14 protein-coding genes are annotated in these 19,022 nt (G+C 36.0%); 6 read left to right on the forward strand and 8 right to left on the reverse strand.

Going from position 1 to position 19,022, the window contains the following annotated elements; translation table 11 throughout:
* Position 1: 1 nt before the first annotated feature.
* Positions 2-1,456: a ferritin-like domain-containing protein gene (locus tag V0410_RS05830; RefSeq protein WP_330746688.1), complete on the forward strand. Its 1,455-nt coding sequence runs from the start codon at positions 2-4 to the stop codon at positions 1,454-1,456.
* An 18-nt stretch (positions 1,457-1,474) separates the two neighbouring features.
* Positions 1,475-3,001, forward strand: coding sequence for a peroxidase, FMP-type (locus V0410_RS05835; protein ID WP_330746689.1), 1,527 nt, complete (start codon positions 1,475-1,477; stop codon positions 2,999-3,001).
* Between the two features lie 71 nt (positions 3,002-3,072).
* Here V0410_RS05835 and V0410_RS05840 read toward each other — a convergent pair whose 3' ends face one another.
* The 5 genes from V0410_RS05840 to gndA form a co-directional block, all read right to left on the reverse strand.
* Positions 3,073-3,711: a TetR/AcrR family transcriptional regulator gene (locus V0410_RS05840; protein WP_330746690.1), complete on the reverse strand. Its 639-nt coding sequence runs from the start codon at positions 3,709-3,711 to the stop codon at positions 3,073-3,075.
* Positions 3,712-4,401: 690 nt separating this feature from the next.
* The gene (locus tag V0410_RS05845; RefSeq protein WP_330746691.1) at positions 4,402-5,031 is read right to left on the reverse strand and encodes a TetR/AcrR family transcriptional regulator; all 630 of its coding nucleotides are present in this window, start codon (positions 5,029-5,031) and stop codon (positions 4,402-4,404) included.
* A 663-nt stretch (positions 5,032-5,694) separates the two neighbouring features.
* Entirely contained in the window at positions 5,695-6,405 is a 711-nt protein-coding gene (pgl, locus tag V0410_RS05850) for a 6-phosphogluconolactonase (protein ID WP_110011164.1), read from the reverse strand.
* A gap of 25 nt (positions 6,406-6,430) precedes the next feature.
* The gene (zwf, locus tag V0410_RS05855) at positions 6,431-7,912 is read right to left on the reverse strand and encodes a glucose-6-phosphate dehydrogenase (protein ID WP_330746692.1); all 1,482 of its coding nucleotides are present in this window, start codon (positions 7,910-7,912) and stop codon (positions 6,431-6,433) included.
* Positions 7,913-7,923: 11 nt separating this feature from the next.
* Entirely contained in the window at positions 7,924-9,342 is a 1,419-nt protein-coding gene (gene gndA / locus V0410_RS05860) for an NADP-dependent phosphogluconate dehydrogenase (protein ID WP_330746693.1), read from the reverse strand.
* A gap of 253 nt (positions 9,343-9,595) precedes the next feature.
* Between gndA and V0410_RS05865 the strand changes: the two genes are divergently transcribed.
* On the forward strand, positions 9,596-9,955 hold the full coding sequence (locus V0410_RS05865; protein ID WP_330746694.1) for a prevent-host-death protein: 360 nt from the start codon (positions 9,596-9,598) through the stop codon (positions 9,953-9,955).
* 165 nt (positions 9,956-10,120) lie between these two features.
* Here the strand turns inward: V0410_RS05865 and V0410_RS05870 are convergent, their stop codons facing one another.
* Positions 10,121-10,570, reverse strand: a complete 450-nt coding sequence (locus tag V0410_RS05870) for a response regulator transcription factor (protein WP_330746695.1) — start codon at positions 10,568-10,570, stop codon at positions 10,121-10,123.
* A gap of 627 nt (positions 10,571-11,197) precedes the next feature.
* On the opposite strand from V0410_RS05870, the gene V0410_RS05875 reads away from it, so the two are divergent.
* Positions 11,198-14,020: a T9SS type B sorting domain-containing protein gene (locus V0410_RS05875; RefSeq protein ID WP_330746696.1), complete on the forward strand. Its 2,823-nt coding sequence runs from the start codon at positions 11,198-11,200 to the stop codon at positions 14,018-14,020.
* Between the two features lie 50 nt (positions 14,021-14,070).
* Positions 14,071-14,508 (forward strand): hypothetical protein, encoded by a 438-nt coding sequence (locus tag V0410_RS05880; RefSeq protein ID WP_330746697.1) that lies wholly within the window; start codon positions 14,071-14,073, stop codon positions 14,506-14,508.
* Between the two features lie 65 nt (positions 14,509-14,573).
* On the opposite strand, the gene V0410_RS05885 is transcribed toward V0410_RS05880, so the two are convergent.
* Positions 14,574-15,854: a helix-turn-helix transcriptional regulator gene (locus V0410_RS05885; protein ID WP_330746699.1), complete on the reverse strand. Its 1,281-nt coding sequence runs from the start codon at positions 15,852-15,854 to the stop codon at positions 14,574-14,576.
* 393 nt (positions 15,855-16,247) lie between these two features.
* Between V0410_RS05885 and V0410_RS05890 the strand changes: the two genes are divergently transcribed.
* Complete coding sequence (locus tag V0410_RS05890) at positions 16,248-17,387, forward strand: T9SS type A sorting domain-containing protein (RefSeq protein ID WP_330746700.1); 1,140 nt, start codon at positions 16,248-16,250, stop codon at positions 17,385-17,387.
* Between the two features lie 181 nt (positions 17,388-17,568).
* On the opposite strand, the gene V0410_RS05895 is transcribed toward V0410_RS05890, so the two are convergent.
* The gene (locus V0410_RS05895) at positions 17,569-18,963 is read right to left on the reverse strand and encodes a helix-turn-helix transcriptional regulator (protein WP_330746701.1); all 1,395 of its coding nucleotides are present in this window, start codon (positions 18,961-18,963) and stop codon (positions 17,569-17,571) included.
* Positions 18,964-19,022: the final 59 nt, after the last annotated feature.

Here is a 19,022-nt window from a genome sequence, read left to right on the forward strand (position 1 = left end):
CATGAGACAAAGACTTATCAATAAAACAGTTCAACCACAGGAAACATTATTAACAGCAGGCAGGATGGCTTCCAGAAGTGCCGCGGTTACAGAAGCTATTTCATTACCTTCTTTATTATTTGATTCAACATTAAGCAAAGAAGACTGGATAGAGGGATTAAAGAATCACAGTAAAACAGTAACTAATCTTTTACTGAATGATCAGATTGGTGACTTCAATGCCTATCTGGAATCTCAGTTCGGTTCAGGAGTTTCAGAAATGAAAAGAGAGGTAACAGAAGTTGATTACAAACCGGTTTTGCAGGACCTTCTGCAAACTGCCATTCTTATTGAACATTCTACAATTCCACCCTATCTTACAGCATTGTACTCGATCAAAGACGGAACCAATGCTCTGGCTTCACAAATTATCAGAAGTGTGGCTGTAGAGGAAATGCTTCACCTGATTATGGTTTGTAACGTATTGAATGCCATCGATATTCAGCCTTCAGTCAACAAAAAGGAGAACTACCCTGTTTATCCTATGAAATTACCGATGAACGTTGATTTCTATGTAGGGTTGGAAACATTCTCAAGCAACAGTATTGCCACGTTTATTGCCATTGAAAGTCCGAGTGCATCTGTGGTAAAAGCTCCGAAATATGATGATGAAGCGGAGATTTCTGAACTATACTCTCAAAGAGCTGCCGTACAGGAAAAACACCTCTGGGCTCTTGAAAACATGAAAGGTTTCATTATGGAAAACGTACACACCATTGGTGAATATTATGACGTATTATTCTTTTATATCGTTGTCTTCCAAATCATTGCTTACTATAAAGCACATGGGACACTTCCGACAAACTTTGAGGAATTAAATACCGGAGGAATTTTCACAGGAAATTCGTCAAAACAGATCCGCCCTGAGCAATATTACGGAAGCGGCGGGAAACTTCATTCTGTAGAGGCTTTGGACGGAGTAATTGCTGTTTTCCAGGAAATCAAAGGGCAAGGTGAAGGTGCAGATGATTCTATTTTCGATGTAGATCCGTCCCAGTTTGAAGAAGGGGTTGAACTGGCTCATTATTTCAGGTTTAAAGAAGTTTTCCATGAGCATTTCTATCTGGGAGGAAACTATGAGCCTTTCATGGATGAAAATGGAATGATGCCTGTAACCACTCCGCCTACAGGAAAAGATCTTCCGGTAGACTGGAACGAGGCTTATCCTATGAAACCTAACCCTAAGATGGAAGATTACATCAAAAACAAAGATTTACATGCTCAGGGTGTGGAGTTTAATAAAACCTACAAACGTTTGTTAGATGCTATACAAAGCGCTGTGGAAGGAAATCAGAGAGAACTGGAAAAATCCATTATGTATATGTATGCTCTGAAAGAACAGGCTGTAAATCTGATGAAACAACCGTTGGATGCTCAGACCAATGCGGGGCCAACATTCGAATACATCGACCTATAACCATAAAAACGATATATCATGCTTAAAAGAAAAAAAGAAAGCCTGGAAGCCGGAAAAGAACAGCTGTTCCGCAGAATGCCGGGACAAAGTGAAGTTAATCTGGCTGAATTAATGGACGGATATTCTAAACTTCTTATTGATGATCCGGTAAGACCATTCAGGGAAGACAACCTGCAGGCTATTGAGAATAATGTGGATTATGGAGTTCTGGCTGCCCTGGATGGCACATGGGTAAGCTATAATGTCAATTATAATAAAGGTGTTACCACCCCTTCGTTAGCAAGCGGAGTACATACAACCATCATGCCTTCTCCCGGAACCAATCCGGGGACGATACCCGGAAAGTTCGCTTTTACCAGTGAAGAATATATTGAGAAATTAACATTTTCCATCGTTCCCGGCGGAGTACGTAACCGTGGCGGAGCGAGTGAGCTTTTCTGCGGAGCAGTTAAGTACGAACAAAGCATTAAAAGTGTTAATACAATACCGGGACAGGATGCGCTGAAATATACCCCTATCCACGAAGAAAACGGAATGTACCTATGGCTGAGTGATGTCTATAACCATGCAGCAACGAAAGAATCTATTGAAAGAGACCGCGGTATTCATGCCGTTTTAACAGAAGATGCAAAGTACGGATATACCGGCGAATACAGAGACGAGCCTTTGCTAAGGATAACACCGGACGGAGAACCCAACCCTCAATACATTCTTCAAAGCCAGCTGCAACCGGGACAGCCTTATTATGAAATCATTCCGGCACAGGAAATAAAGCCGGGAGCAGGGCTTGATGGTCCTTATTTTATCCCGGACTACTCTATCTCCCGAAGCGGTGTTATTCCGCATGGAAGCACCATTACTTTGCTTGGAGATATCATTCCTCAGAATAAAGATAAGACAACGTACTATTTAATTGAAGGTTCACCTCAGTTCCCTTACGGTAAAGAGGCTTGGGAAACCAATCATCTTTCCATTTCACGGACTATGGGAAATGCCGGAGTAACTCCGGAAGAAATTATTGATCTTGACCAACCGGCACCGGCGTGGGTTCATGAAAAACTTAATGATGATAATGATCCCGGCTCCAATAAGATCTATACCCAGAGAATTCTTGCAGACAATTTATATCCTTACTCTGTACGGCCTGACCTGAGGCTCAGGGATACGTTAAGAGGCCAGAAAGTCAGCAATCATGTTCATGTGAGAATGTCTTCAAAAATGAAAACAGGAGCACAGGGAGGCGTGTTGAATGTTCCGTTTGTCAATCGTTTCGTTCCAACTGTTGAGGTAGATATGGACATGTGGATCGAAACGGTGATTGAAGATGGAAAAGAGATTCTTCAGCTGCAGTATGAGCAGATTGTATTTTTTGAATTTGATTTCGGGAATGACGGAGGTACCACAAGCTGGCCTCATATCCAGGTAAATACCCTGCGAAAGATACAGGATATTCCTGAGGATCAGAGAAAGGTAATTGAAGAGCAGTTCTTTAATACCGGAGTAAATACCGGTACAGCTTCTGGCTGTCCTTATCATAAAGGATAGACTACTATACTATAAGTAACATATAAAAAAGGGGCAAACTATTGTCCCTTTTCTATGTTCTTTAAATTAGATTAAAGATTATCGTGGGTTTGTTGTACCATGAAAGATATTGCCTTTTTGATTTTTTCCCGTCCTTCAGGCGTATTGGTATCTATACCACAGAAAATACTTCCGTTCAGAGACGAAAACATATTCAGGTAATACAATCCTGAAACCATGATGGCCATAATAGAACGGTAAGTATCCATTTTATCTTTGAAACGCGACTCCATCAATAATTTGAAGATATATTCTCCGTTTTCCTCCTGAGTGTCAATCAGTTTCTTTAATGATTTGCGGGGTTCAGAAATAGTCCACAACAATAGTTTTTGAGCTTCTTTATTGGCGTATACATAATCAAACTGGGAAAGCAGCATATGCTCGATAAATTCTCTGCCTCCATCTTCAAGATTCGGTTTCATCTTTTCCACTTCCTCGCTGGTTACTTTTACCCAGAAATCCTGTGTACGAACATATTCGTCCATGAGGCCATCCATTCCGCCAAAATAGGTATAGATCATTTTCTTATCTACCCCGGCAGTCGCAGCGATATCATTAATCTTCAACCCTGCATGTCCCTTCGTTTTCAGTATTTTTCCAACGGCGTCCAGAAACTTTTTTTTGCTGCGTTCCTTATTCCTAATACTACCTGATGCTGACTTTCTTTCCATGACTAAACATTCAATATACAAGATACAAGTTTAAGAAATTTTTTTTTATTTTAGACACTAACTAGTGTCTAAAACAATCTGTTTGTATATATTTGTACAAACTATAACCATTCAATATACAAAACACTATTGAAATTGAGAATTAAAACTATTCAGATTGTATCGTTAATTCCCTCAGTTCAAAATATTTCGAACAAAATGACTGAGGTAAAACAACAGCAGCATCATTTTTTACAGTGATGCTGTTTTTTACATAGCAAATAATGGCTTGATATTAAATAATTATTTCTACAGATATCCTTGATCAACCCTTCTTTGTTATTAAAGACGCTATTTTAAACTATTTCATAGACTTAGCTTAATCAAAAGCATCGAGAAAGAGAAATTTTTACATCAATAATAAAAAATAATATACTGATTTTCAATAAATTAAATAAAATAATGAAAAATATTACGATTTTACACACTTAGCAGTGTCTTATTTTATATATTTGTACAAACTAAAACCATCTACATATTTTAAAACACTTTTTAGGTTGAAAAATAAGACAATTCAGATTGTATTATTTTAGTTCCCTCACTTTATGAGAATTTCGGATACGAAACAACTAAGGTAGAAACACAACTTACATACAGACCATTAGATTTCTAATGGTTTGTTTTTTTATAATTTTCAAATTCCAAAAAGTTCTACAGGTTTTTGCAGGTATGATGCAGCAGAAAAGAAACAGCTTTTTTTATTTCATCCCGTCCTTTGGTTGTGCTTATATCTATTCCGCAGAAAATACTCCCATTGATTTCAGCATACATATTCAGGTAGTATAATCCTGAGGTCATGATCGCCATGATGGCACGAACATTTTCAGCATTATTCTTAAAGTGGAAATCCGTTAAAAGCTTAAAAATGTATTCTCCGTTTTTTCCCTGAGTTTCGGTGAACTTTTTTAAAGATTTACGGGATTCTGATAACCGCCAAAGCAATAGTTTTTGTGCCTCTTTGTTGCTGTGAATATAATCAAATTGAGAGAAAAATGTGTTTTCCATAAAGGATCTTCCTCTATCGTCCACCTGGGGTTTTATTTCCTCAATCATTATTTTACTCCAGTAATCCTGTGACTCTATATACTCATCTATCAGACCATCTATTCCTCCAAAATAAGAATAGATCATTTTCTTATCGACCCCGGCTGTAGCAGCAATACTATTCACTTTCAAGGCAGTATACCCTTTTGTTCTCAGTATTTTTCCAACTGCATCCAAAAATTTTTTTTTACTGCGTTCCTTGTTCCGGATATTTCCTGCCGCTGACTTTCTTTCCATGGTACACTTTTCAATCGTACAAGTTTATGAATTTTTTTTCATTTTAGACACTTTTTAGTGTCTAAATGTATATATTTGCATTAACTAATAACCATTTTATATAAACAGACAATCAGAGTTGTGAGATTGAGAGTGATTAGATTGCACCGTTAGTTCCCTCAGTATACATATTTTACTATTCCATTACTGAGGTAAAACATTATCACAGCATCACTATACATGATGCTGTTTTTGATTAATAAGGGTATTTTTTTAGTTTTTGATCAGTTAAGGCTTAATTTTTCAAATTTCATAACCTCATACAAGCCCCTTTAATAAAGGGTTTTCTTCACATTACCAGACTGTTGATTATTTTTTTTTATATTTTTTTTCATATTAGACACTTAGAAGTGTCTTATTTTGTATATTTGCTTCAAACTAATAACCATTTTTACATAGAAACACTCATTGAGTTGAAAATTAAAAGTTTCGAATAAAAGCAACTAAGGTAAAAACATTAAATGCAGCAGCATCATGAGTTCTCTAATGGTGCTGTTTTTCATTTAGAATTTTAATTTAGTTGGACCTACGGAAAATTGTATATACCGGGAATCCGGTACTAGAATAGTTGATATGAAGAGAGACTGCCCAAGGACAGTCTCTTATTTTTAAATTGAAGTTGTATTAGCCTTTTGCTTTCTCATCTGTAAAAAACTGAAATCCATTCTTCTTCTCAATAAGCTGCATTGGATATAACGAAGGATTATATTCACCATTCAATACTTCATTCAGTGCATGCTTTTTAGATTCCCCGAATGCAATAACCAGGATATTTTCAGCATTATTAATGATAGGGGCAGTCAATGTAATTCTGAACATTTCCTGAGGCTTAAGATAATAAGCAGATACCCATTTTTCTTTTTCATTTAAAACATCTTCGCCTGGAAATAATGAGGCTGTATGGCCGTCATCTCCCATTCCTAACAGGATAAAATCAAAAACACCTTCATCACCAAGAACAGTTCTTATCTGCTGTTCATAAGCTTTTGCATAATCTTCAGGAGTTATTCCTTCAGCATACATAGGAAAGATATGGCTTTGGTCAACCGGAACCTTACTGAGAAGTGCCTCATCTGTCATCCGGAAGTTGCTCTTATCATCGTTTAAAGGAACCCATCTTTCATCTACCCAAAAAAAGTAGACTTTATTCCACTCTATCTTTTCTTTATATTCCGGTGTTGCCAATAATTTGAAAATAGCTTTAGGTGAAGAGCCTCCACTTAATGCCACTACAAAACGGCCATTTTTCTGAATAGATTTTTTTGAAAGATCAACAAATGCATCTGCTGCCTTTGTATACAGTTTTTCCAGATCGTCAAATACTGTGATATTCATTTTTTCTGTTTACATTTTATTTTGTTTATACCCAGCTGTGCCCTTGTCTTTCCACCAAAGCATTAACATCTTCCGGACCCCAGCTTCCTGCTTTATAATTTGGGAAAGATAAATCTTTGTTATTTTCCCATGCTTCCTGTATGGTAGTCACTACATCCCACGCCTCTTCCACCTGATCGGAACGCATAAATAAGGTAAGATCTCCTAAAAGAGCATCCTGTAACAAAGTTTCATACGCCTCCGGAGTATCTTCTTTACAGGCAAAATTATCGAAAATCATTTCTGCAGGTTTCAGATCCAGTGTCAGTCCCGGTTTTTTGGTCATGAACTGTAATCTGATATCCATCATGGGCTGAATATTAATGATCAACCTGTTGGCAGATAAAAGATGTGGGCTGTCTGAGAACGTTGAGTGAGGAAGCGGCTTAAACTGAATGGTAATGTAAGAATGCTTTTCTTTCATTTTCTTTCCGGTACGGACATAGAAAGGGACATCCTGCCATCTTTCGTTATCCAGATAAAATTTAATCGCTGCAAAAGTCTCTGTATTGGAATCCGAAGCAATTCCATCTTCCTGGCGGTAGCCTTTCACTTCCACTCCGTTGATGGTTCCTTTTCCATACTGGCCTCTTACCGCATAATGATCAACCTGATCGGAAGATATTCTCCGAATTGATTTCAGAACGTCAACTTTCCGGTCTCTGATTTCACCTGACTGCAATGAAGCCGGTGGTTCCATAGCCACCATACACAGAATCTGCAACAGGTGATTCTGAATCATATCTCTTAACGCACCTGTCTGTTCGTAGAATGCTCCTCTAGTCTCTACTCCAACTTCTTCCGCTACCGTAATCTGTACAGATTCTATATATTTATGGTCCCATAAAGGTTCAAAAATAGAATTTCCAAATCTGAAAGCCAGTATATTCTGCACCGTTTCTTTTCCCAGATAGTGGTCGATACGGTAGATCTGCTCTTCTTCAAATGTTTTAGCCAAAAGGCTGTTCAATTCAACAGCAGATTGTTTATTGTGACCAAAAGGCTTCTCGATAATGATACGGTCTTTTTTCGGATCAGAAGCTAGTAAAGTCGTTTTGATATGATTGGATATTGTAGAAATAAAGTTGGGCCCGATGGATAAATAAAACAGTCTGTTTGCTCTCATTCCGTAAACGGTATCGAAATCCTGCAGTTTCTGCTGCAGATTTTCGTAAGAACTTTCTTCATCCAGCTGATGCTGAAAGTAAGTAATATGAGCCTGAAAACCTGCCCAGTCTTCGGAAGTCACTTTTTTTCTTGAGAAACTTTCAAGGTTTTCTTTGATATAATTTCTGAAATTTTCGTTGGTATTTTCAGCTCTTCCCAATGCTACAATATTGAATCCTTTGGGCATTCTGCCATCGATATATAAGTTGTAAAATGCCGGAAAAAGTTTTCTTTTTGCCAGATCGCCTGTAGCACCAAAAATAACAATAGTTGTTGGCTGCAAGACTTTATTTTGATTCATTTTTCCGAATTTTAGTTGTTTGCACTCTGCCAGGAAGTATGAAAAACTCCTTCTCTGTCAATACGCTGATAGGTATGAGCTCCGAAATAATCACGCTGAGCCTGGATAAGATTCACGGGAAGAGATTCTGTAGTATATGCATCAAAATATCCTAAAGCTGTCTGAATTCCCAGGCTTGAAATTCCGTTGGTAGCGGCATATCCAGCTGTTTTTCTTAAACCTTTGATTTTTGATTTTACCAGTTCTGAAATTTCTTTATCAAGAAGAATATTAGAAAGGTTAGGGTTTTGGGTATAAGCGGAATAGAATTTTTCCAGCAAAACTGAACGGATAATACATCCTCCTCTCCAGATTTTCACAACATCTTTCAATGGAATTTCAAAGCCGTATTCTTCAGATGCTTTTACCAGTAAAGATAAACCTTGTGCATAGCTGATTAAGGTAGAAAGGAAAAGAGCATCGCCAACCTCCTTAATGAATAATTCTGTATTTTCAGGTTTTACAATTTCGTTATCGGCATATATTTTTGAAGCCTGAACTCTCTCGTTTTTATAAGCAGATAAAATTCTTGAAGTTACCGCAATATCAATGGTAGGAATAGAAACTCCGATTTCCATGGCCTGTTCTGAAGTCCATTTTCCGGTTCCTTTCGCACCTGCTTTATCTAAAATCTGATCTACAAGATAGCCATCTGTTAATGAATCTTTTTGTGTGAAGATATCTCTGGTAATTTCAATAAGGAACGAGTTCATTTCGCCGTTATTCCATTCTTTGAAAACCTGATAAAGCTGTTCATTATTTAAACCTGCTCCTCTTTTAAGGAGATCATAAGCTTCACTGATCAGCTGCATTATGGCATATTCAATACCGTTGTGTACCATTTTCACATAGTTTCCGGCAGATCCTTTTCCCATATATGCTGTACACGCTTCGTTGTCTACTTTGGCTGCAATGGCTTCCAGCATCGGTTTCAGAAGTTTGAATGCATCCAGATCCCCTCCAGGCATTATACTTGGACCTGTTCTGGCCCCTTTTTCACCTCCTGACACTCCCATTCCCATAAAATGCAGTTTTTTAGATGCCAGGTCAGCAACACGTCTGTTGGTATCTTCGAAATAAGAATTTCCTGCATCAATCACGATATCGCCTTCGCTTAAAAGCGGGGTAATATTTTCCAGCACAGCATCTACAGGTTTTCCTGCAGGAACCATAAGAATAATTTTTCTTGGAACTTCCAATGCGGATACAAAGTCTTCTAAAGATCCTGTACCTTTCACCTTCATTTCTGAAGCAGCTCCGCCTTCTAATTCTTTAACTTTCTCCTGATCAAGGTCGAATCCTGCGATTGAAAACCCGTTGTCAGCGATATTATAAAGCAGATTCCGCCCCATTACTCCAAGGCCAACCATCCCATAACTATATCTTTCCATTATATTGGTATTAATATGAATTTTTGTTATACAGAGAATAAAATTACGGAAATGCCTATAATGAAAAAAATAAAAGGAAAGAAAATGTTTGTTACACTTTTGTTACGTCCTCATTTATAAGCCTCTAATATTCACATTTTCATATGATTTTGTGTTTATAGAATAAAATTCAATCATTAATATGGGAATGATCTATTAAAACAGTCTGTTTTTTGGCATAATTAAACTTATATTTGCCAAAATTTATAAAGTAATGAACTATAAACTTGAACTCAACACTCAGGAGCCTAATTCTAAAATCGTTTTTAATAACATCATATTTGATTCGTTCAAGATTAATATAGTTGAAAGATATATCGGTTCCATGAAGGCTCGCCCTACGTTATGCGAAGTTTTATTTAAAGTAAGAACTCTGGATAATGTACTTATTAACAGAAAAGATGGTAATATAAGAGTAAAGATAAAGGGTGATGATTTTGAAACGTATCAGAAATTATCACGCGACCTGAATTCTTATGAATACAAAAACAAACTGATTAACAGAAAAGAGGTAGAACAGAATTATGTTCATTTCATCCTGAGTTTAGTGATCACAAATTATCAGCTTAACTAAGCTGGCCGGGTATTTTCCCTCTGAATTTTGCGGAGGGAAAATTCTCGTACGTTAGTAAGGACATAGAAACAACTATTTTTCAAGGCTTGAAAAATAAGATTATAAAGAGAAGTACATTTTGTTTCTCGGTACTTCAGGACTGGAAAATGTTTTAAAAAGTAAAGTTTAAATCAAATTATTCGTTATTACGTAGGATATTGCTTCAATTATATTTTTCACTCCAATTCTTTCAAACAATTTGCTTCTGTGAAACTTTATTGTACTGGGCGACACAAACAGTTGTTCTGCGATTTCTTCTATTTTTAATCCCTGGAGATACAGCCGTATGATCTCGATTTCCCTTATCTTTAAGGTTATTTTGCATTCTTCTGTCCATTTTCCGGTAAAGAGATTATATTTCCAGTAGGTTTCTGAAGTATTGGATATAATCCTGATATTTCCTGCATTCCTGTTCAGGGAATAAGACACCACACAGACTATTTTGGAAATTTCACCATGATCATCCAGTTCTATAGGGGTGATCCTATGGTTAACAAGCACATCTACACTGTTGGTATACTTAAGATGGAAATCATAGGTAATAGTGTGTATTTTTTTTCTTCGGGTGACAGGCATTCAAAAAATTTGAGTCCGTAAGTATTTACTTTTCTTAGTATAATTATATTCAGACTTAAACCTATTGTAGAAAATTACTTAAAAGACAAAAAACACCTGCTTTTATTGAATTTTCAACATTAAGTGAAATTTTTAAACACAATATACACACAAAAACAGGCATTAGATTGAATATTAAAAAAAGAATTAAAATAAAAATCAAGTACTCTCTTTACTGATAGTGTTTGAACAGAGGTTCCCTTCAAATTAATTCATCAAGCTTTGATTTAAAACTATACAAAAGTATAGTCAGTTTATATTTTTATTAAATTATTTTTATCCAAACAATAAAATGGAAAATGCTCTAAGAAAAAATATAAAAATGAAATAAATTTTGCCAGTTATAATCAGACCATTAACAAGCCATTAGGTGCGCGATCTTGTATCTAAGGTATCAAACGGCATTCATACGTTTCTGAAAAGATTCCCTCTTTTTCAGTATTTTCTTATTTTTTCAGACAATCCAATGATTACTTTTTAATAGAAATGGTATATTGAAATATAACAATTAATAAAAAATTAATAATAAAATCATAATCGTTTTTAAAAAAAGAATTCGTAATTTTTAGAACGAAAATTTAACGATGCATGAAAAGTATTATATTTTGTTTATTGTTCCTTCTATTGAGTCCTCCTCTTTTGGCACAAAGAGATACAGATCATTGGTTTGCACCTTATTACGGGTCTGTAAATTATACGCAGGCACTCTATCTTTCTACCGATTCTGCAACTCCTTTTGTTGTTACAATTAACAACAATAATGTCCCGATAGGTAATGTCACCATCAGTAAAGGGTCTCCTCAGACTTTTGTGGTGCCGGCTAGTATTATAGCAGCTAATGTTGCTTCAAATGCATTCACTACTATCAATAAAGGTTTATATGTACATGGAAGCAAGCCATTTTACTGTTCATTAAGAATGGTAAGCGGTACTGTACACGCTGAAATTATAACAAGTAAAGGAAAAGCCGGTATAGGCAAAGAATTTTTTGTAGCCGCAACTCCTACCACTTCATCACTTAACATATTTAACTTCTCAGCAGGTATATTGGCAACAGAGAATAATACAGTTATCACCACTACTTGGAATGGAAATGTAACTTTCTTTGGAGGAACACCTGCCACCCATTCGCAAACAATCACTCTCAACAAAGGACAATCCTTTATTTTTGCCGGAGGTCCTGGAATAGGAGGTCAAAATATATCAGCTTTTATTGGAGCTAAAATTGTTTCTGATAAACCGATTACCCTTACCAACGGAAATATCAATGGAAATTTTGGAAACAACACCAGCATGGGATCTGATGCGGTTCTTGATCAGGCTGTACCTACGGATAGGCTTGGTAGCACCTTTGCCATAGTAAGAACAAGATCTACCGATCCGGATCTTGAAGGTGGCATCATTGTAGGAACAGAAAACAATACACAAATATTTATTAACGGTTCCAACACTCCTGTTGCGACCATCAACAGTGGGGAATTTTACAGAGTTTCAGGAAGTAATTATGTGCAGCAGGGAAATTCCGGACATTTCAATATGTTTATTACGACTTCAAAAAATGTCTATTTATATCAGTTGGTCTCTGTAAATAACAGCAGTGCAACGGTTGGATTCAACTATATCCCGCCATTGAACTGCTTTTTACCCCGAAAAATTGATGAAATCGGGAAAATCAATGAAATGCCAACAGGACCAGGGGTAACAAGCACTGTCCCAACCGGCACTGTTGTAAAACTGAATATTTTAACGGAAACCGGAGCCAATGTCACGGTAAACGGCATTACTCCCACTGCCGCACAAGGACCTTTCCCATTGACAGGAAATAGCAGCTGGGTAACATATGCTATCCCATCCATCACTGGAAATATAACTGTAGTTTCTGATAAAGCTGTAACAGCAGGTATTAATGGTGGTTACAGCACATCAGGATACGGGGGTTATTTTGCAGGTTTCTCTTCCATCCCACTGATTTCAAAAAAGACCGGAGACTGTATTCCGGGTATTGTATTGGAAGTAAATGACAGCTATGATACCTACCAATGGTTTCTCAACGGAAATCCTATTAACGGAGCCAATACCAATACTTATGCTCCAGTGGCTGCGGGAAATTACACCGTGAAAATTTCAGTAAGCACTTGTCCACCGGCAACCACCCCTGTCTATAAAGTATACACATGTCTTCAGGAATCTACAAAAGCGATTACTGTTTGCGAAGGAAATCTTACGATCGTACCGGAATTTACCAATTCCACCCAAACTTACGTTCCGAGTACAGTAACGATTATTACTTCTCCAACAAACGGTACTGCTACCATTGATGCAGCAGGAGTAATTAATTATGTTCCCAATTTCGGTTTTCTGGGTACTGATACCATTGTTTATAAATTTTGTGGGAATGATCCGGAATTTACAGATTGTGAACGGGTAACTGTAACCTTTACTGTTTCTGAAAGCCCCATTGTAAAAGATGCAGCTTTAAGATCATGTTTCCAGCCATCCAATCCGTTGTTTGGGTTATTTGATTTAACAACGGCAGGAGTTAATGTACAACCGGGAATTACTAAGCAATACTATCCATCTCCTACTGATGCGCATAACGGGACAAACGAAATTCTGACTCCCTCCAACTATATTGCTCCTAACGGTTTGGTTTACATTAAGGTAAGCAATGCCAGCGGATGTTATAAAATTGCAAAAGTAACTCTCACGGTTATTCCTCCCAGCTATTCAGAAGCATTAAAGGATAAAATTATCTGTATGGAAAGTACAACCATATTAGATGCAGGACCAGGCTATACCTCTTATGAATGGAGTACTGGAGCGACAACACAGTCCATCAAAAATGCAGGGGTTGGGGTCTACTGGGTAGATCTGAAAACCAGAGAATGTACCACCAGGCAAACAGTGAAGGTTTATGCTTCTGAAAACCCTGTTATTTCAGATATTAACATTAACAATAATACGGTTACCTTAAATGTAATTGCAGGTACAGCGCCTTATCAATATTCGATGGACAATATCAACTGGCAGAGTGAAAACATATTTACCAATATATCCCGCGGAAGCCATACTTTCTATGTAAGGGATTCATATAACTGTGTTCCTGTACAGGTAGAAATTACGGTTCCTAATTTAATAAACATCATCACCCCTAACGGTGATGGAATCAATGACGTACTTGATTATTCTGCTTTGGCAAATAAAAGTAATTTCACATTCGGTATCTACGACAGATATGGAAGCAGAATTCATACAGGAAGTAAATTAAACGGATTCAAATGGGACGGAACCATGGACGGTAAAAAAGAACCTACAGGAACTTACTGGTTTGAAATGGGCTGGAATGAAAACAACACAAAACAAACCCCAATAAAGTATACAGGATGGATTGTAGTAAAAAACAGGAATTAACACCAGCCTTCCATGGTAAAATATCCAACATTTAAACCTCTATTTTTATTATGAAAAAGTTATTGTACATACTCTTCATTATTAATTCATTATTACTGTTGGGCCAGAAAAACAGTAACATACAATTTGCAGTTTACAATGATGCCGTTGGAACCAGCAGCATGTTTAACCTTTACAAAAGCAGTATTGAAAAATTAAACGTTTTTAAAACCAAGGCCAGTCTGCCTTCTCATTTAAAAAAGTTTGACTATCTGGCTGACAACGGTTTAATAGAGATCACGTTTAAAAAAAATGAAGGTTATCCTGATAGTTTATCGCTGGAAATGCTTAATGAGCAGAGCGATCTTCCTAAAGACAGACCAGTGTTTATAGAAGGATATCAATTTAATGATACCTCTACCCGGATCTACAGTGAAATGATCACCAACATTGAACTTAAAGATTGTAATGGATTGCAATGCATCCATATTTCCACCATAAGAAATTAACCACTGGTTTTTAATCGGGAATTAATTTACTACGGGGACTATTTCGAAATGAAATAGTCTCTTTTTTATTTTAATAATTTAGAAAACCAAACATAGATATCCATATCAACGGGAATATCCAGTTTTTTTCGCAAATTGTATTTCTTGGTCTGCACAGTTCTTACTGAAGTATGAGTATACCCGGCAATTTCCTTGGTAGAGAAATTAAGATAAATGTAGGCACAGAATCTTACTTCTGAAATTTTTAAAGGCGAAACCTTCAGAAGCTCTTCAGAAAAACGGGGGCAGTATTCATTGAAACGGGTTAAGAATTCAGCATTATTTTCTTTAGCAAGTTGTATAACTTCTTTAAAAATACATTCCTGTACCGGTGGTTGATGAGGAACATCAAGTGTATCCAGGTTTCTGCTTTTATATTTTTTATAGTAAAACCAGAAAAGGAAGATGAAAAAAACACCTATTACAATGGTTCCCGATAACAGCCATATCAATCTTTCTGTAAATTCCTTCTCCTTTTTGCCTTCAAGCTCATCTCTTTTATCAATAAAATCTTTTAAATCATAGCTTTGATGCTCCCCAGCAGTTTGAATATCCAGTAACATATCTGCATAAAAAGCAGCGCTGTCTTTTTCATTTATTTCCTCATAGAGGTTTTTCAACTCATTGGCTACAGGTTTTTGATGAGGCACATTCTTAAAGTGATTGTTCGCAATTTTTTTACAGATCCATAGGTATTGCTGTGCATTTTCAAAGTCTTTTATTGTTCTGTAATATTTTGCAGCGTTAAACAAAGTAAAGTACAAAACGCCTTTATCACTTGTTTTTTTTAAATCTCCCAATGATTCCTGTACATAGATCTTTGCAGAATCAAGCTTACCCAGATCAACATACACTGCCGCCAAATATGCTGTTGTTTTATAACTCCAGGCTAATTTGGTTTTATGCATTTTGTATTGATTATTTTTATTTTCTCTGTATATTTTGGAGTATTGATAGGCAATTTTAATCTTCTTTAATGCCTTTTCGGTATCGCCCATTTCATTATAAAACCCCGCGTACTGCCAATTGATCAGATAGGTATAGTAAGCATTATGCTGCTCCAAAGTCTTCTCATAAATTTCATCCATCTGCCGTAGCGCAGTAACCCGTTCTCCCAAATTATAATAAAGTAAAGATTTTAAAAGATTGAGATATAAAACAATTTCAAAATCTGTTTCTTCATTAATTAAGTTTTCATTCTCTACTTTCCCTATATAGTAGAATGCTTTTTTAACATCATTATTTTTGTTGTAAATATTGGCAATCTTAAGATATCCTAATGCGATGCAGTCCTGGTAGGAATTCATCCGGCAAATTGTTATAATATTTTCAATTTTTTCTATTTCTTTTGGACCGGATGTACAAAATTCAATATCAAAAAGAATATTCTTCAACTGTTCTTCAGTTTGTTGTGCGTAAAAAAGGGAAGAAATTAAGAAAAGCAGAAAACTTAGATTTTTTATCATGAGTACCCCATACTATTTAATGCAATATTAATACTATAACAATTCAATAAAAGACAAAATATATACGTATTACATACACAATACGCAAATACAACAATTAAAACCGATTTATATTACACAATTAACAATTACTTTTGACCGGAAATTACTTCATTATTTAACTCCACAACAGAAATCAATAATATTCTAAGGCCAGCTCATAACTTCTTAACTCAAAATATACACATCAATTCTATGAAAAAATTACTACCCTATTTCTTTTTGTTCTCTGCAATATTTGCAAAAGCACAGAATGACAACTGCTCCGGAGCTACTCAAATAACTGTTGGAACAGATTTTACCTCTGGAGCCGTTATCTCAAATAATACAGCTTCCTCCACAGACAATACATTGCCTGTTTGTAACCCGGATGCTGTAGAAAATGTCTGGTTTAAAGTGGTGGTTCCGGCTAGCGGAAATTTAACAGTAGAAACCCGCTCAGTTTCAAATTCGTCATTTGATGATTCCGTACTTACAGTGTATACCGGAGACTGTAATTCTTTAACGGAAATTGCCTGTGATGATGATAGTGGAGAAGGCTCATTTTCAAAAGTCAAATTAAGCGGTCAGACTCCCGTAACTACTTTATACATAAGTGTTTGGAAGTACAGTTCAAATACAGAAAATGGAGAATTTCAGGTTTCTGCCTATGAAGTTTCTCCTCCTTCTAATAATAATTGTGCAGGTGCTACAACCTTGACAGTAGGAACAGACTTTCCTTCAGGTTCAGTCACAGTCTCTAATTCAGGTGCTACTACAGACGATGCTCTTCCCTCCTGCAATCTGGATTCAGTTGAGAATATATGGTTTAAAGTTGTCGTTCCGGCTAGCGGAAATATAACCCTGGAGGCTCAGGAAGTTTCAGGATCCCCGTTTTCTTCTCCGGTGATTTCAGTATATAGTGGTACTTGTGGAAATTTAACAGAAATCGCTTGTGATGTTACCAGTAGTCAGAACTTCTTACCATTGGTTTCATTAACGGGGCAAACACCAGGAACTACTTTATATGTAAGTGTATGGAAGTACAATTCCTCTACAGACGATGGAGAGATTCAGATTTCCGCTTATGACAATACAATCTTGTCTACTCATGAAACTTTGAATAGCAAAAATAAGATCACCGTATTGCCTAATCCTTTCAGCGATGTTCTTAATATTTCAGACATCTCAAAAGTCAAATCAGTTACAGTTACTGATGCATTAGGAAAACCCGTTAAAACAATTGAAAAACCTTCATCTCAGTTGTACCTGAATGATTTAAAAACAGGATTATATCTTGTTACTTTAAAAATGACAGACGGAACTACAAAAACGATTAAAACAATTAAGAAATAGCACTTTTTTTCAGAATCAGAAAATAGTTTTTAATATTTAGGATATCTACTATCTGCAGGTTTGTGTTATTTTCCTGCAGGTTTTTTAAAAAACTTTGAAAGTTCAAAACACATTATACTTTTTCACATTTGCACAGAAGCTGTTTCATGAATGAGATAGCTTCTGTTTTTTAAGATCAATTTTATTTCAGTAATTTGGAAAACCATACATAAATATCCATATCACTGGGAATATCCAGTTTTTTCCGCAAATTATATTTCTTAGTTTGTACAGTTCTTACGGAGGTAAATGTATAATCTGCAATTTCTTTAGTGGAAAAATTTAGGTATACGTAAGCACAGAACCGTATTTCTGACATTTTTAAAGGAAAAATTTTCAGGAGTTCTTCTGAAAAACCAGGACAGTATTCATTGAAACGGGTTAAAAATTCCGGGTTATTTTCTTTAGCGAGCTGGATGACCTCCTTAAAGATACTCTCCTGAACAGGTAACTGATGAGGCACATCCATCTTATCCAGGCTTTTACTCTTGTGTTTTCTGTAATAATACAGGGAAAGAACAATGAAAAGAATACATACAGCAATACTGACTGATAGTATCAAAAAGAGATTTTTTGCCTCTTTTTTTCTTTTGCTGGTTTCCAATTCGTTTTGCTTATCAACAGTGTCATTTAAAATCTGGTATTGCTCGCTGCTTGAAGACTCTATATCCAGCAGCCAGTTGGAATAGTAGCCAATACTGTCCTTTTCTCCCAGGCTCTCATACAGAGCTTTAAGTTCATCAGCAACCGCTATTTGATAATTTTCACTTTTATAATAATTTGTAGCAATATTTTTGGAGATCCAAAAATAATGCTGAGCCTGCGGGACATTTTTAACCGCTTTAAAATATCGTCCGGCATAGAATGAAGTAATATATTTGATCCCGATATCATCTACTTTTTTTTCATTCCGTATCGCTTCATCAATGTAGATTTTTGCTGAATCCAGTTTATTCAGATCTGTATAAATTCCCCCAAGATAAGCAGATGTCTTATAGCTGTTACTCAACCTGTTTTTATCAATCCGATACCGGTTTCCTTTATTCTCTCTGTAGATCTTTGAATATTTATATGCTATTTTGCTATACTTCAATACGAGATCCTTTTTTTTCAACTCATCATATTTACTGGCATACTGTCTGTTAATCAAATAAATAAAATAGGCATTGTCCGTTTTCATTGCATCATCATAAATTTCATCCAGCTGCTTAAAAGAAGCCACTCTCTCCCCCAGCTTCTGGTATAAAAAAGACTTCTGTAAATGGAAATAAAATATGACTTCAAAGTCTGTATTGGAATTGATAAGATTTTCTTTCTCTACTTTATTGATATAATAGAAAGATTTTTTCGTATCATTCAGTTTGTCATAGATATTGGCAATCTTAAGATAGCCCAGCGCAGTACAGGTAGTATAGGAATTTTTCTTACATACTTTAATAAGACTGTCAATTTTTTCTATTTCCCGAGGTCCGGCCTTAGAATAATCTATATCAAAAATGACATTCTTCAGTTCTTCCTCTGTATGCTGTGAATGCATTAAAGAAGAAATAAATAAGAGCCAAACAAATAGTCTTTTCTCCATAACTCTACCAAAAA

Source organism: Chryseobacterium sp. CP-77 (genome assembly GCF_036362765.1).
Classification (GTDB): Bacteria; Bacteroidota; Bacteroidia; order Flavobacteriales; family Weeksellaceae; genus Chryseobacterium; species Chryseobacterium cupriresistens.